Raw genomic sequence first — 14,526 nt, 5'->3', positions numbered from 1 at the left:
GGCGGCGCCGGCTCGATGGCTCAGCGTTTTTTTAGCGGCAGCGGCACCACGCTTTTCACGTCGCGCAGCCCGGTCGGTTCGGGCGGCAGGTAGCCCCAGTCGCCCTGCGATGCGGACGCGTCGGCCTCTGTGTCGTCGGTGCCGCCGTGTCGCTTGTCGGGCTGCCGTGGTGTATCCGAGCGCAAACGATCGTCGTGCTCACCACCTTGCTGCGACGGCGGCGGCCCCGCATGGCGCCGATGCCGCAGCACGGCTTCGGCCACGCGCGCCACATGCGACACCGTCACCGCGTCGGCCTGCTCCAGCGCGGCCAGCGCACGCGCGGCGCGCAGCATCACGAGATCGGCGCGCAACCCGTCGACGGCCGCGTCGATGCACAGCGCGCTGACGCGCGCATGGACCGCATCATCGAAATCCAGCGTCGCCAGCCGCGCACGCGCCGCATCAATCCGGTCCGCGAGTGCCCGCTGGGCCGCCGCGTGACGCGCGCGAAACGCATCCGGATCGAGATCGAACGCAAGACGCGCCTTCACGATCCGCTCGCGCTGGGCAGCGTCGAAGCAGTTCTCCAGCTCGACCATCAGCCCGAAGCGGTCGAGCAGTTGCGGACGCAGCTCGCCCTCCTCGGGATTCATCGTGCCGACCAGCACGAAGCGCGCGTCGTGCGCGTGCGACACGCCATCGCGCTCGACGATGTTCACGCCGCTCGCGGCGACGTCGAGCAGCGTATCGACGAGCCCGTCGGCGAGCAGGTTCACTTCGTCGACATACAACACGCCCCGATGCGCGCGCGCCAGCAGGCCCGGCCGGAAGCGCACGCCGTTTTCGGCCAGCGCGTGCGCGAGATCGAGCGTGCCCGTCACCTGCTCGTCGCTCGCCGACAGCGGCAGCGTGACGAACTGCCCTTCCGGCAGCAGCTCCGCGAGGCCGCGCGCGGCCGTCGATTTCGCGGTGCCGCGCGGGCCGCTGACGAGCACGCCGCCGAGCGACGGGTCGATCGCGGCGAGCAGCAGCGCCTGCTGCAACGCGTCCTGCGCGACGAGCGCCGCAAACGGAAAAACCGCGCGGGCGCGGTGCGTCGTCGGATGGGTCATCGCCGTCCTCCTTCCTGACGTTGTTCGCTGGCGAGCCAGATCGCCTCGATCCGCTCGCGATAAAGGCCCGGCTGCTGCCACAGCCCGCGCTGCATCGCTTCGACGAAGCGCTCGCAGATGCCGTGCAGCGCGTTCGGGTTGTGCCGTTCGAGAAACGTGCGGGTGGCGTCGTCGAACAGGTACGCGTCGGCGACGAGCGCGTACTGGTGATCGGACAGCACGCGCGCGGTCGCGTCATAGCCGTATAGATAGTCGACGGTCGCGGCCAGCTCGGCCGCACCCTTGTAGCCGTGACGCTTCACGCCGTCGAGCCATTTCGGGTTGACGACGCGCGAGCGGATCACGCGCGCGATTTCCTCGCGCAGCGTGCGCATCTTCGGCGCGACCGGGTTCGCATGGTCGCCGTGATAGATACTCGGCTGCTGCCCGGACAGGTGCCGCACCGCCGCCGTCATTCCACCCTGGAACTGGTAGTAGTCGTTCGAATCGAGAATGTCGTGCTCGCGGCTGTCCTGGTTCTGCACGACGACGTCGATCGTCGCGAGCCGCTCGCCGAACACGTCGGGCGCGGCGTCGCCCGCGCTGTTCTGCGCGTATGCATGGCCGCCCCATCGACGGTAGGCATCCGCGAGATCGGCGTCGGTCTGCCAGCGCCGCTGGTCGATCAGGTCCTGCAGGCCCGCGCCGTAGCTGCCCGGCCGCGCGCCGAACACGCGCCAGCCGGCGCGGCGGCGCGCTTCGTCGGGCGCCACGCCCTGCGCGACCCACTTCTCGCGTTCGCGCTCGATGCGCGCGCGGATCGGGTTCAGTTCCTCGGGCTCGTCGAGTGCGGCAACCGCCTGCACGGCCGCGTCGAACAGATGCATCAGGTTCGGGAACGCATCGCGGAAGAAACCGGACACGCGCAGCGTCACGTCGATGCGCGGCCGGTCGAATATCTCGATCGGCAAAATCTCGAAGTCGGTCACGCGGTGGCTGCCGTGCGCCCATTTCGGCCGCACGCCGAGCAGCGCGAACGCCTGCGCGATGTCGTCGCCGCCGGTGCGCATCGTGGCCGTTCCCCAGACCGACAGCCCGATCGCGCGCGGATAGTCGCCGTGATCCTGCAGATGGCGTTCGATCAGTTGCTGCGCGGATTTCAGCCCGAGCGACCACGCGGCCTGCGTCGGCACCGCGCGCGTGTCGACCGAGTAGAAATTGCGGCCCGTGGGCAGCACGTCGGGACGGCCGCGCGACGGCGAACCGCTCGGCCCCGGCGGCACGAAGCGGCCGTCGAGCCCGCGCAGCAACTGCCGCATTTCCTCGCCGCCGCACGCGTCGAGCGCAGGCAACAGCGTCGAACGCACGCGTTCGAGCACCGCGAGCGTATGCGGCCATTCGCCGGGCGGCGGCATGTCGAGGCCGGAATCCTCCGAAGCGGTTCCGCACACGACGTTGAGCCAATGCTGCGCCAGCCGTTCGAGCCGCTCGCGCGTATCGCCCGCATGCCGCCACGGCGACGCGTCGAGCGTTTGCAGCACGGCCGGCCGCGGCCCGGTCCACGGTGCGGCCCAGTCGGCCGAAAGCGGGTCGAAATCGCTGCCAAGCGCGAGATCGTGCGCGAGCGCGCCGATCAGGCCAGCCCGTTCGCCCTTGCCGTCACCGACCGGAAAACGTGCCAATGCGAGCAGCGTGTCGCGCCGCTGGCGCTCGACCGGCGACGCGCCGAACACGTGCAGCCCGTCGCGGATCTGCGCTTCCTTCAATTCGCACAGCCATGCATCGACGCGCGTGAGCAGCGCATCCTCGTCGCCCGCATCGCGCGGCGGCGACACGCTCAGTTCGTCATGCAGACGATGATCGGCGATCGTCGCGAGGATCGTCTTGCGCAACAGCTTCGCGCGCCGCGCATCGACCATCAGCGCTTCATAGTATTCGTCGACCTGCCGTTCGAGATCCTGCAGCGGGCCGTAATTTTCCGCGCGCGTGAGCGGCGGCATCAGGTGATCGACGATCACCGCCTGCGCGCGGCGCTTCGCCTGGCTGCCCTCGCCCGGATCGTTGACGATGAACGGATACAGGTGCGGCAGCGGCCCGAGCGTCAGGTCGGGCCAGCATGCGTCGGACAGCGCGACGCTCTTGCCCGGCAGCCATTCGAGGTTGCCGTGCTTGCCGAGATGGATGACCGCGTCGACGCGATACGCATCGCGCAGCCAGAAATAGAACGCGAGATACGCGTGCGGCGGCACGAGATCCGCATCGTGGTAGCTCGCGTAGTCGTTGTCGTCGCGCGAGCGCGACGGCTGGATGCCGACGAACACGTTGCCCGCGCGCCAGCCGGCGATCGTGAAGCGCTGCTGCCGCAGCGTCGGGTCCGCTTCGGGCGGCCCCCAGCGTTCGTTCAGCGCGTCGCGCACGGCCGCCGGCAGTCGCGCGAAGCGCGCAACGTAGTCGGCCAGCGCGTAACTCTGAAACGCGGGACGCAGCGTGCGCACGGCGGGATCGTTGGTCACGCCTTCGGTGAGTTGCGCGATCAGCGCATCACCGTCAGACGGCAGATCGGCCACCGTGTAGCCCGCATCGCGCAGCGCCGCGAGCACGCGTAGCGCGGATGCCGGCGTGTCGAGCCCGACGCCGTTGCCGATCCGTCCTTCACTTTGCGGATAGTTCGCGAGAATCAGCGCGATGCGCTTGTCGGCATTATCCAGCGTGCGCAGCCGGCACCAGCCGCGCGCAAGCGCCGCGACGAATGCGATCCGCTCCGCATCCGGCTGGTAGCGCACGACGTCGACTTCAGTGTGCGGGCAATGATACGCGAGCCCCTTGAAGCTCACCGCGCGCGTGACGATGCGCCCATCGACTTCGGGCAGCGCGACATGCATCGCGATGTCGCGGGCGTGCAGCCCCTGGTTGTCGGCCACCCACGCGTCGCGATTGCCGCCGGACAGAATCACCTGCAGCACCGGCGCGTCGCCGGCCAGCACGTCGGGCTCGGCGCTGTCGATCGCGCCGGCCGCGAACGCGGTGGTGTTGAGCACGAGCGCGACGCCATGCGTGTCGCACAGCTGCGTGATGACCTCGCGGCTCACCGCGTCCTTCAGCGACGTCACCGCGATCGGCAGCGGATTCAATCCTTCGTCGATCAACGCATCGGCCAGCGCGTCGAACACGGCCGTGTTCGCGGCCTGCCAGTGCGCGCGATAGAACAGGATCGCGACGACCGGCGCGCCCGGCGTCCAGCGCGGCCGCCAGTCGTCGACGCTCGCGCGGTCGCGCGCCGGGTGATACAGCGCGGCGGCCGGCAGCGGGCGCGGCGGTTCGGGCTCGTCGCCGAACCCGAGCGTGTGAAACGCGATACTGCGCAGCAGCGCGTCGGCGTTGTGCACGCCGCCTTCGCGCAGATAGCGCCACCACAGCCGGCACAGCTCGGCCTCGACCGTGCTCTTCGCGACGAGGTTCGGGTCCTCCTGCAGGTCGCCCGAGAACATCGCGAGCTGCTGCCCGCGCTTCGACGCGAGCGACACGGCCTGCTCGATCCCGTACGGCCAGTACGCTTCGCCGCCGAGATGATCGATCACGACCGTCTTCGCGTGACGCAGCACGTCGTCGACATAGAAATCGACCGACGCAGGCTGCCGCAGGAACGTGACGTTCGCGAGCCGCACGCTCGGGAACCCGGCCGGCAAGTGCGGCACGACGCTCGCGAGCAGCGACAGCGTCGTGTCGGCCGAACTCAGGATCACGATGTCGGCCGGCTGCTGGTCGATCCGGACGACGCCCTGCGTATCGTCGACGAAGCCGCCCGGCGTGGTGCGCAGCAGATGCATCGTGCGTTACGCCTGTTGCGGCTCGGCCGCGCACGCGGCGTCGAACGCGCGTTGCAGCGCGGCCGCGTCGAGATCCTCGCCGATCAGCACGAAGCGGCTCGCGCGCGTTTCGCCGTCCTGCCAGCGGCGGTCGAAATAGCTGTCGAAGCGGCGGCCGACGCCCTGGATCACGAGCCGCATCGGCGCGCCGGGCAGCGCGGCGAAACCTTTCGCGCGATAGATCGTGTGCGCTTCGACCACCCGCTGCAATGCGGCGATCGTCGCTTCGCGCGTGCCGGCGTCGCCCGACACCACCACCGAATCGAAATCGTCGTGATGATGATCGTGATCGCCGTCGTCGGCCGAGCCGTGATGGTCGTGCCGCAGATGGATCGTGTCCTCCGACGCCGATTCGAGACCGAGCAGCATCGCGAGATCGAGCTCGCCGCGCGTCGCACGCACGATCTTCACCTGCGGCGGGATTTCTTCGCGGATCGCGGTTTCGATCTGCGTGAACTCGGCGTCGCCGACGAGGTCGGCCTTGTTCACGATCACGAGATCGGCTGACGACAGTTGATCGGCGAACAGTTCGTGCAGCGGCGATTCGTGGTCGAGGTTCGGATCGGCGCGGCGCTGCGCGTCGACGGCCTGCGGGTTTTCCGCGAACTGGCCACTCGCGGCGGCCGGCCCGTCGACGACGGTCACGACCGCGTCGACCGTGAAGCTGTTGCGGATCGTCGGCCAGTTGAACGCCTGCACGAGCGGCTTCGGCAGCGCGAGGCCCGACGTCTCGATCAGCACGTGGTCGATGTCCGCGCGGCGCTCGACGAGTGCTTCCATCACCGGATAGAACTCTTCCTGCACGGTGCAGCACAGGCAGCCGTTCGCGAGTTCGTACAACTGGCCCGGCGCTTCGCCCTGCGCGCCGTCGGCATCGTCGCAGCCGATGCCGCAGCCCTTGAGGATTTCGCCGTCGATGCCGAGCTCGCCGAATTCGTTGACGATCACCGCGATGCGGCGGCCTTCGGCGTGCTGCAGGATATGGCGCATCAGCGTCGTCTTGCCGCTGCCGAGAAAGCCCGTGACGATCGTGACGGGCAGCTTGCGTAGGGTCATGGTAGGTCCGGTGTCGAAGAGGGAATCAGGACGGGATCGTCGCGTCGGGGGCGGCGCGGTCATTCAGCGGGCGGTGCGCGGGAAGCTCGCCGCGTGATCCGCGCGGACAGTCGCACGGCGGGCGGAACAACGAATCGGACATGGTGCTTCCTTGCGAACGGTCGACATCGTGAATGCCAACACGGCTGCGGCCGTGGACGATGCGCCGCCTCCCCGCGGCGCTGAACCCCAACGTTTAGGCCGGTATCCGGGCTGACGAACACGCCGCTTCGCCTTCCCGGATGCGCGGCATCCAGTGGCGGTCGTCCGCATGCGCATGGCATGCGGCGAAGCGGCGCTGCGTGGCGCTTCTCGCGCGACGCGTTCGCTTACCGTTGCGGGGGCAGCACAGGTTGGCTCGACTGCGGTGCAGGCAGGCTCCCTGTTTCCCGTTTAACTGCGCGTGCCGGAGCGGCGCGCGCGAGCACCAAAACGCGTGCGAGTGTAGGCGGCGGGGCCGGGAGCGTCAAGGCGAGCGGCCCTCAGCGGACGCGAATGATTGTCGTTTTCAACTGATCGGGATAAAATTCACCCGACAACAACACCAGCAACCGCGCAACGGCAATGTGAGGCAATCACTCAGTCATCCTTAAATTTTCATGTCGAAACGACAGATCTCCGGGCGGCGCTTTCCTGTGCTGGCCCTGTCGCTGTGCTCGCTCGCCGGCGTGGCCTCCTTCCCTGCCCCGGCGGCCGAGTTCGACGACGAACTGCCCGCGCTCGAGGTGCGCAGCCGCCGTCATCCGAACGATCCGCGCGCCGAAAGCGTGAGCACGGCAACCCGCACCGCGAGCGATCCGCGCGACGTCCCGCAAACCATCGACAGCGTCGCAGTCGACGAAACGCTGTCCTACGGCGGCCGCACGCTGGCCGACGCGCTGGCCGGCGTGCCGGGCGTGTCCAATACGTCGGATACGCGCTTCGATTCGTTCCGCATTCGCGGCTTTTCCGCCGCGGGCGACCTGTTGCTCGACGGCATGCGCGACGATGCGCAATACGTGCGCAGTCTCGGCAACATCGAACGCGTCGAAGTGCTGAAGGGGCCGGCGGCGGCGCTGTACGGGCGCGGCAGCGGCGGCGGCGTCATCAACCGCATCACCAAGCAGCCGTTGCCGGAAAACTTCGGCCATCTGTCGGCGGCGACCGGCAGTGATGGACGGCTCGGCGCATCGGTCGATCTCAACCGGATGCTGTCGAGCGCATGGAGCGTGCGGCTCAATGCCGGACGCGAACACGCCGGCAGCTTCCGCGACCACGTCGACGGCACGCGCCAGACCATCGCGCCGTCGATCAAATGGCGGGACGCGCGGCGCAGCTGGCTGCTGCAGTTCGAATACGACGCGTACCGACGCGTGCCCGATCGCGGCATGCCGGCGCCGGTCGCCGCGCTCGACGCGGCCGGCAAACCCGTTGCGTACTCACTGCCGTCCGAGCGGCGCGCGACCTTCTTCGGTGCGGCGGGACGCGACACCATCCGTGACCAGAACATGAACTGGCGCTCGGTCTTCACGCACGCGCTCGGCGGCGACTGGGAACTGCGTCATACGCTGGGCGTGCTGGATTTGCGCAGCACCTTCGACAATACCTACGTCACGCAAAGCTACGTCACGAAGCCGCGCGACTACCGGCGCGTGCAACGGGCGCGCTACCTGCAGGACATGACGCATCTCAACGTGCAGACCGGCGTCGAACTGGGCGGCAAGGTCGCGACCGGACCGGCGCTGCATCATCTGCTGTTCGGCATCGAATACGGCTGGCAGAAACGCAGTCCGACGCTCTGGCAGGCCGACGCGACGCCGGTCCCGATCAGCGGACCGGATCGTTTCGCTCTGGCCGGTTCGGCGCCGCGCCCGTATGCGATGAACCGCCATCGCGTGAGCGACTACGCGATCTTCGCGCAGGACCGCATCGACCTCGGTCGAGCGTGGAAGTTGCTCGGCGGCCTGCGCGGCGAACGTTTCGACGTCGATTCGACCAACGTGCTGAACGATCTGCATTCGCGGCGCACGACGACGGCATGGAGCCCGCGGCTCGGCGTCGTGTGGTCGCCGGTCCGCGCGCACAGCGTGTATGCGTCGTACAGCAAGAGCTTCGCGCCGGTCGGCGGCGACCTGATCGGCATCACGCCGGACGCGCGCGGCAACGCCAACGATCTCGGCCCGCAATACAACCGCCAATACGAGATCGGCGTGAAAAGCGACTGGCGCGGCGGCGCGCTCACCACGACCCTCGCACTGTTTCAGCTCGATCTGTACAACCGCCGCGTCGCCGACCCGGTTCGGCCGGGCTTTTTCGACCTCACCGGCCTCGAACGCAATCGCGGCCTGGAACTGGGCGTCGCCGGCCGGCTCACGGGCGACTGGTTCGTCCGCGGCGGCATCGGCTGGCAACACGCGCGGGTGGTCGACGCCGAGCCGAAGTACGCGGGCAAGCGGTCGGCGGGCGTGTCCGGGGCGAACGGCAGCCTGTTCGTCAGCCATGCGCCGCTGCGCGGATTTTTCGCCGAACTCGGGCTGGTGTACGAAGGTGCGCGTTACGCCGATCGCGACAACCTGCTCGAACTACCCGCCTACGTTCGCTGGGACGGCAAGGCCGGCTATCGCACGCGCGACTTCGAGGTCACGCTGGCGGCCGTCAACCTGACCGATCGCGACTATTACGCGAATGCGACGGGCCTCGCGCAGATCATGCCCGGTGCGCCACGCATGTTCACGCTGACGGCGGCGTACAAGTTCTGACCGCGCGGGCCGCGCCGACGCCCCGCACGGCCGGCCCGCGGGGGACGGCGTCAAGACGAGCGGTCGTCGCGACCGGCGTTTCGGTCCGGATGCTCAGCCGGTTCGCGGCGACTGCTCCGCGATCGCTTCCTGCAGCGCTTGCACTGTATCGGGACGCCCGAAATACCAGCCCTGCGCGCCGATCGACAGCCCCGGGATGTCGAGCATCTGCGCCTGCTCACGGGTCTCGACGCCCTCAAAGACCACGCCGACCCCGAGCCGACGGGCAATCGCGAGGATCTCCGGAATGATCGAGGTGCCGTCATGCTGCGGCGCGGCTGGCAGAAGCGAACGGTCGACCTTGATGTAGTCGATCGGAAGATGCTGCAACAGGCTCAGGCTGGAGTAGCCCGTGCCGAAATCGTCCATGTAGACGGGATGCCCGAGATCGCGCAATTGCCGAAGCGCCGGCACAATTTCCGGCAGTTCCACGGTCGACCGTTCGGTCAGTTCGAAGCCGACATGCTTGCGCGACAATCCGGCCGGCCAGCAACGGTCCAGCGTCGCCATCAGGCTGCCGTCCCGCAGTTCGTCAGCGCTGACGTTGATGGTCACGCGAAAGTCCGGCTCGCTGTCGAACAGCAGGCGCATCTCCCGCAGGACCGTGCGCACGACGAAGGCCGTGACGTCGGCGATCATGCCGGCGCGTTCGGCGTCGGCAATGAACACGTCGGGTGCGGCTGGCCCGTCGATCCAGCGGATCAGCGCCTCGGCGGAGACGATCCGCGATGACGCGCCCAGCGCGACGATCGGCTGATAGCGCAGGACAAATTGCCCGTTTGCCAGCGCTCGACGTATCTGCGCGGGAAGCGCCGTCCACCGTCGGTGCAGCATCAGCGCCCCGAGCCCCAGACAGCAGCCCGCCGCGCCACCGGCGATCCCCAGCAGCCAGGCGGCGTGCCGACTGGCGTTTGCCAGTGCTTGCGGTGTCACGACGACGATCGTGCACACCGGCACGCGGGCCGAGCAGAATGATTTGCCGGCCCGAAACCCCGGCACCTGGCTGGCATCGACGTACGCCGGGACGCCGCGCGCGTCGAGCCCGATGACGAGCGCGGTTGGGTGGCCTTTGAGCCCGATCACGTAGTGCAGACCTGACGGCGGCAGTACCCTGAATGCGTCCAGATCCATCAGCAGGTTCGCCCTCCTTCCCGCGACCACGAGCCCCAGCGTGTCAGGACTCGACAACAACGGCACGGTCCAGAAGGCCGACATCGCGTCGGTCAGCCGGAATGGCTGCCGCTTCGGAGAAAAGGGCCTGGACAGCATGCCCAGCATCGTCGTGCAAAGCAGATCGGTGCCCGACAGGCGTCCGACGTCCTTGACGTACTTCGACTGCACGGAAGCCGATCGCAACAGGCGCAAGTCTCGCGGCGAGCAGTCCGCGTACGGGGAAGCATCCACGTCGGCAAGCGTCCTGGCCGCCGAATCGAACACAAGGTCGATCTGCTGCACGACTTGCGCCCCCAGCCCCGCAACCGATTGCGCCAGCACGGTCTTCGTAACAAGCGGCCAGGCTTTCAGCGCCAGTCCTGCCGAAACGACCAGCATGCCGATCGCGAGTGCATAACCGGCCCCACTGGAGGTTGTCCATCTGCGTACGTTCGCCATAGGCGCGGCACTTCGCGATGTAGTGGCCATCGCCCTGCAGGTCCGGCAGAGCGAGCCGATTTTGGTATGGGTCTCGTCAGCTTCGTGCGACTGGCAGCCCGAAGCCGGCGCCTTGCTTACGATGTCGACCAGATGATTGCACACCAATATTGCGGGTACGCAATGCCTCTTCCCCGGATTGAGTCCCGGACGGATGCGGGCGCGGTTCGCCGGCCTCGCGCCCGACGCACGCTGTGCTATCGTATGCGCCGCGTTCGGTGCTCGCATGCGCATTCCGCGCATGCAGTTAAACGGGAAACAGGAGGCGGACATCCGCCCGGCCTGTGCTGTCCCCGCAACGGTACGCCGCCCGCGCAACGCGCTTTCCCGCGCGTGCGCCCAGGCCGCCCGCGATGCCACTGCCCTTCGACGGGCGGGAAGGCTGCGGCCTGGCAAGCGGCCAGCCCGGATACCGGCCGACGCAAGGGGCGAGCGCGATGCTCGCCGAACGCCCGATCCGCGGGGAACGGATGGGGTGCGCATTCCACCCGCGTTCGCGCGGGTTTCGCCCGATCCGACATGCACTGCCTGCCCGCCGGCCGCCGATGCGCCGCCCGCCTTCCCTGTTCCACTGTTTCGACACGGTGCGCGCCGTGCCGCGCGCGATGAGCCGCGCGTGGCTGATCGGCGCCGGCCCCGGCGACGCCGACCTGCTGACGCTCCGGGCCGTGCGCGCGATCGGCGCGGCCGACGTGCTGCTCGTCGACGATCTCGTGAACCCCGACGTGCTGCGCCATGCGCGCGCCGATGCGCTGATCGAGCACGTCGGCAAGCGTGGCGGCCATGCGTCGACGCCGCAGGCGGCGATCGTGGCCGCGATGCTCGCGCACCTGCGCGCGGGCCGCAGCGTCGCGCGGCTCAAGGGCGGCGATCCGTTCGTGTTCGGCCGCGGCGGCGAGGAGCTGATCGCGCTCGGTGCGGCGGGTTGTCCGGTGGAAGTCGTCAACGGAATCACCGCGGGCATCGCCGCGCCGGCCGCGCTCGGCATCCCGGTCACGCACCGCGGCGACGCGCAAGGCGTGATCTTCGTCACGGGCCACGGCGCGGGGGCCGACGAGCCCGACTGGCGCGCACTCGCGGCCACCCGCATGACGATCGTGGTCTACATGGGCATCCGCCGGCTCGACGCGATTGCCGCGGCGTTGCGCGACGGCGGGCTGCCCGCCGACACGCCGTGCGCGGCGATCGAGAACGCGACGCGCCCCGAACAGCGCCACGTCGTCGCGACGCTCGATACGCTCGTCGATCGCATCGCGGAAACCGGTATCGGCTCGCCGGCGATCGTCGTGATCGGCCGCGTCGCGGCGCTCGCCGACGATCCGGCGGTGCGTGCGGCGCTCCGCGGCCACGCATGATGCGCGTCGCGCTCGGTGTCGGTTTCCGCGCGGGCGTCACGGCCGCGCAACTCGATGCCGCGATCCGCGCCGCGCTCGCGTGCTACCCGGCCGCCGAACCGGCGCTCGTCGCGACGCTCGCCGACAAGGCGCGCGCCCGTGCGCTGCGCACGCTGTGCGCGCGCCGCGGCTGGCCGCTCGTCGCGTTCGACGCGGCGCAACTCGCGAGCCGCCCGGAACTGGCCACGAGCGGTCCGTCCGGCGCCGCGCTCGCCCGCTTCGGCATCGCGGGCGTAGCCGAGCCGTGCGCGCAGCTCGCCGCGCCGCACGGCCGGCTGCTCGGCCCCAAATCCATCCGGGACGGCGTGACGGTCGCGCTCGCCGGCCCGCTTTGAACCCATTGTTTCGCTTTCGACAGGACGACTCCCGATGAAGACCGATTCCGAATCCCATCAGCGGATGGCCGAACGCCGCCGCGCCGGCCATGAAAAGAAACAGGCCGCCGCCACCCAGGAAAAGGGCCTGCTGATCGTCCACACCGGCAACGGCAAGGGCAAGAGCACGGCCGCGTTCGGGATGGCCGTGCGCGTGCTCGGCCACGGGATGCGGCTCGGTGTCGTGCAGTTCATCAAGGGCGCGCTGCATACGTCCGAGCGCGACTTCCTCGGCGCGGTCGCGGAGTGCGATTTCGTGACGATGGGCGACGGCTATACGTGGAACACGCAAAACCGCGACGCCGACATCGCGACCGCGCGCAAGGGCTGGGACGAGGCGCGCCGGATGATCGAAAGCGGCGATTACCGGATGGTGATCCTCGACGAGCTGAACACCGTGCTGAAGTACGAATACCTGCCGCTCGACGAAGTGCTCGCGACGCTCACGGCTCGACCGGAGTCGGTGCACGTCGTCGTCACCGGGCGGCACGCGCCCGATGCGCTGATCGATGCGGCCGATCTCGTCACCGAAATGCGGCTCGTCAAGCATCCGTACAAGGAGCAAGGCGTGAAGGCGCAGCGCGGCGTGGAGTTCTGAGCATGCCGGCCTGCCCCGCGCTGTTCGTCAGCGCGCCCGCGTCCGGACAGGGCAAGACGTCGGTGACGGCCGGCCTCGCGCGGCTGCACCGCCGGCTCGGCCGTCGCGTGCGCGTGTTCAAGACCGGGCCGGATTTTCTCGATCCGATGCTGCTCGAACGCGCGTGCGGCGCACCCGTGCATGCGCTCGATCTCGGGATGGTCGGCGAGGCCGGTTGCCGCGCGCTGCTCGCCGACGCCGCGCACGACGCGGACCTGATCCTGATCGAAGGCGTGATGGGGCTATTCGACGGCACGCCGAGCAGCGCCGATCTCGCGGCCGCGTTCGGCGTGCCGGTCGTCGCGGTGATTTCGGCGAAGGCGATGGCGCAGACGTTCGCGGCGATCGCGTTCGGGCTCGCGCGGTTCCGGCCCGAGGTGCCGTTTCACGGCGTGCTGGCGAACCGCGTCGGCTCGGCACGGCACGCGGAATTGCTGCAACAGGCGTTGCCCGACGACCTGCGCTGGCTCGGGCACGTGCCGGCCGATGCAGGCATCGCGTTGCCGGAGCGGCATCTCGGGCTGCATCAGCCGGCCGATATCGACGATCTCGATGCACGGCTCGAGCGCGCGGCCGATGTGCTCGCGCAAACCGCGCTTGTCGAGTTGCCGGCTGCCGTCACGTTCGCGGAACCGGACGTGGCCGCGCCGCTGCCGCGCGCGCTGGCCGGCAAGCGGATCGCGGTGGCGCGCGATGCGGCGTTTTCGTTCATCTATCCGGCCAATCTCGCGTTGCTGGATACGCTCGGTGCCGAGCCGCGGTTCTTCTCGCCGCTCGCCGACGAACCCGTGCCCGACGATTGCGATGCATTGTTTTTGCCCGGCGGCTATCCGGAACTGCACGCGGCGACGCTTGCCGGGAATGCGCTGACCGCACGGACGATTCGCGCGCATGCGGCAGCCGGCCGGCCGATCGTCGCGGAATGCGGGGGGATGGTGTACCTGTGCGAATCGCTGACCGACGTGGACGGCTCGACGACGCCGATGCTCGGCCTGCTGCCGGGGCATGCGACGATGCAGCGCCGGTTCGCGGCGCTCGGCATGCAGCAGCTCGATACGCGCACCGGGCCGATGCGCGGCCATACGTTTCATTATTCGCGACTGGATACGGCGCTGGCGCCGGTCGCGACCGCGGCCCGGCCCGATGGCGAGGCTGGCAGCGGCGAAGCCGTTTATCGCGCGGGTGCGATCGTCGCGACGTACATGCACATGTACTGGCCGTCGAATCCGGATGCGGTCGTGGCGCTGTTCGGTGGGGAAGCATTCGAGACATGATCGGCCGGCCTTCGGCGGTACGACGCCAACGCTCTTCAGGATTCGGGACAGGAAGCGTGTGACCAGGCGTGACCGGCCTTGACCGCAACGCGTTGCGCCCGCATGCGAGCCAGGAAGGTTTCTCCGTCGAACGTCTTGGGATGACCGGAGGCCTCCCCGGCGTCCAGCGCGTCATGCAACGCACGCACCTGTGCGTTGCATGATTCGGGCGGCCGCCATCTCGCTCGCATGGTGTCGCTATCGGAACATCGCTCCGTCAGCCCGCCGGCGTCGACGTACTCGACAACGTGATCGTCTGGAGGAACAGGCGCTTTTCTCGACATGATTCACTTCGTTTGAGCACGATGGGCATATACCAAGGCCAGGTACATGCCGTCTGTCATGAC

10 protein-coding genes and 2 riboswitches are annotated in these 14,526 nt (G+C 69.0%); of the genes, 5 read left to right on the top strand and 5 right to left on the bottom strand.

Features of this window, described 5'->3' with window-relative positions:
- Nucleotides 1-20: 20 nt before the first annotated feature.
- The 3 genes from J8I35_RS12505 to cobW are packed head-to-tail and all read right to left on the bottom strand — an operon-like array spanning nt 21 to nt 5,995.
- Complete coding sequence (locus J8I35_RS12505; RefSeq protein WP_209925610.1) at nt 21-1,094, bottom strand: ATP-binding protein; 1,074 nt, start codon at nt 1,092-1,094, stop codon at nt 21-23.
- The gene (gene cobN / locus J8I35_RS12500) at nt 1,091-4,900 is read right to left on the bottom strand and encodes a cobaltochelatase subunit CobN (RefSeq protein ID WP_209925609.1); all 3,810 of its coding nucleotides are present in this window, start codon (nt 4,898-4,900) and stop codon (nt 1,091-1,093) included. The genes J8I35_RS12505 and cobN overlap by 4 nt, the downstream gene beginning before the upstream one ends.
- Before the next feature lie 6 nt (nt 4,901-4,906).
- Entirely contained in the window at nt 4,907-5,995 is a 1,089-nt protein-coding gene (gene cobW, locus J8I35_RS12495) for a cobalamin biosynthesis protein CobW (RefSeq protein ID WP_209925608.1), read from the bottom strand.
- A 220-nt stretch (nt 5,996-6,215) separates the two neighbouring features.
- Nucleotides 6,216-6,481: riboswitch (cobalamin riboswitch) on the bottom strand.
- Nucleotides 6,482-6,633: 152 nt separating this feature from the next.
- On the opposite strand from cobW, the gene J8I35_RS12490 reads away from it, so the two are divergent.
- Nucleotides 6,634-8,772 (top strand): TonB-dependent siderophore receptor, encoded by a 2,139-nt coding sequence (locus J8I35_RS12490; RefSeq protein WP_209925607.1) that lies wholly within the window; start codon nt 6,634-6,636, stop codon nt 8,770-8,772.
- A 93-nt stretch (nt 8,773-8,865) separates the two neighbouring features.
- On the opposite strand, the gene J8I35_RS12485 is transcribed toward J8I35_RS12490, so the two are convergent.
- The gene (locus tag J8I35_RS12485) at nt 8,866-10,362 is read right to left on the bottom strand and encodes an EAL domain-containing protein (RefSeq protein WP_209925606.1); all 1,497 of its coding nucleotides are present in this window, start codon (nt 10,360-10,362) and stop codon (nt 8,866-8,868) included.
- A 298-nt stretch (nt 10,363-10,660) separates the two neighbouring features.
- Nucleotides 10,661-10,897, top strand: a riboswitch (cobalamin riboswitch).
- A gap of 109 nt (nt 10,898-11,006) precedes the next feature.
- Between J8I35_RS12485 and cobA the strand changes: the two genes are divergently transcribed.
- The 4 genes from cobA to J8I35_RS12465 are packed head-to-tail and all read left to right on the top strand — an operon-like array spanning nt 11,007 to nt 14,140.
- Nucleotides 11,007-11,816, top strand: coding sequence for a uroporphyrinogen-III C-methyltransferase (cobA, locus tag J8I35_RS12480; protein WP_245170217.1), 810 nt, complete (start codon nt 11,007-11,009; stop codon nt 11,814-11,816).
- Entirely contained in the window at nt 11,813-12,190 is a 378-nt protein-coding gene (locus tag J8I35_RS12475; RefSeq protein WP_209925604.1) for a cobalamin biosynthesis protein, read from the top strand. Before cobA ends, J8I35_RS12475 begins: the two co-directional genes overlap by 4 nt.
- Nucleotides 12,191-12,224: 34 nt before the next feature.
- The gene (gene cobO, locus J8I35_RS12470; protein WP_050012624.1) at nt 12,225-12,827 is read left to right on the top strand and encodes a cob(I)yrinic acid a,c-diamide adenosyltransferase; all 603 of its coding nucleotides are present in this window, start codon (nt 12,225-12,227) and stop codon (nt 12,825-12,827) included.
- 2 nt (nt 12,828-12,829) lie between these two features.
- A complete protein-coding gene (locus J8I35_RS12465; protein ID WP_209925602.1) occupies nt 12,830-14,140 on the top strand; it encodes a cobyrinate a,c-diamide synthase in 1,311 nt (436 codons plus the stop codon).
- Between the two features lie 35 nt (nt 14,141-14,175).
- Here the strand turns inward: J8I35_RS12465 and J8I35_RS12460 are convergent, their stop codons facing one another.
- Nucleotides 14,176-14,463 carry a type II toxin-antitoxin system ParD family antitoxin gene (locus J8I35_RS12460; protein ID WP_209925600.1) on the bottom strand — a complete coding sequence of 96 codons (288 nt, stop codon included), beginning with the start codon at nt 14,461-14,463 and terminating at the stop codon, nt 14,176-14,178.
- Nucleotides 14,464-14,526: the final 63 nt, after the last annotated feature.

Origin of the sequence: Burkholderia sp. CpTa8-5 (assembly GCF_017815045.1) — a bacterium.
Lineage (GTDB): Bacteria > Pseudomonadota > Gammaproteobacteria > Burkholderiales > Burkholderiaceae > Burkholderia > Burkholderia sola.
This window is presented reverse-complemented; position numbering and strand designations above follow the sequence as displayed.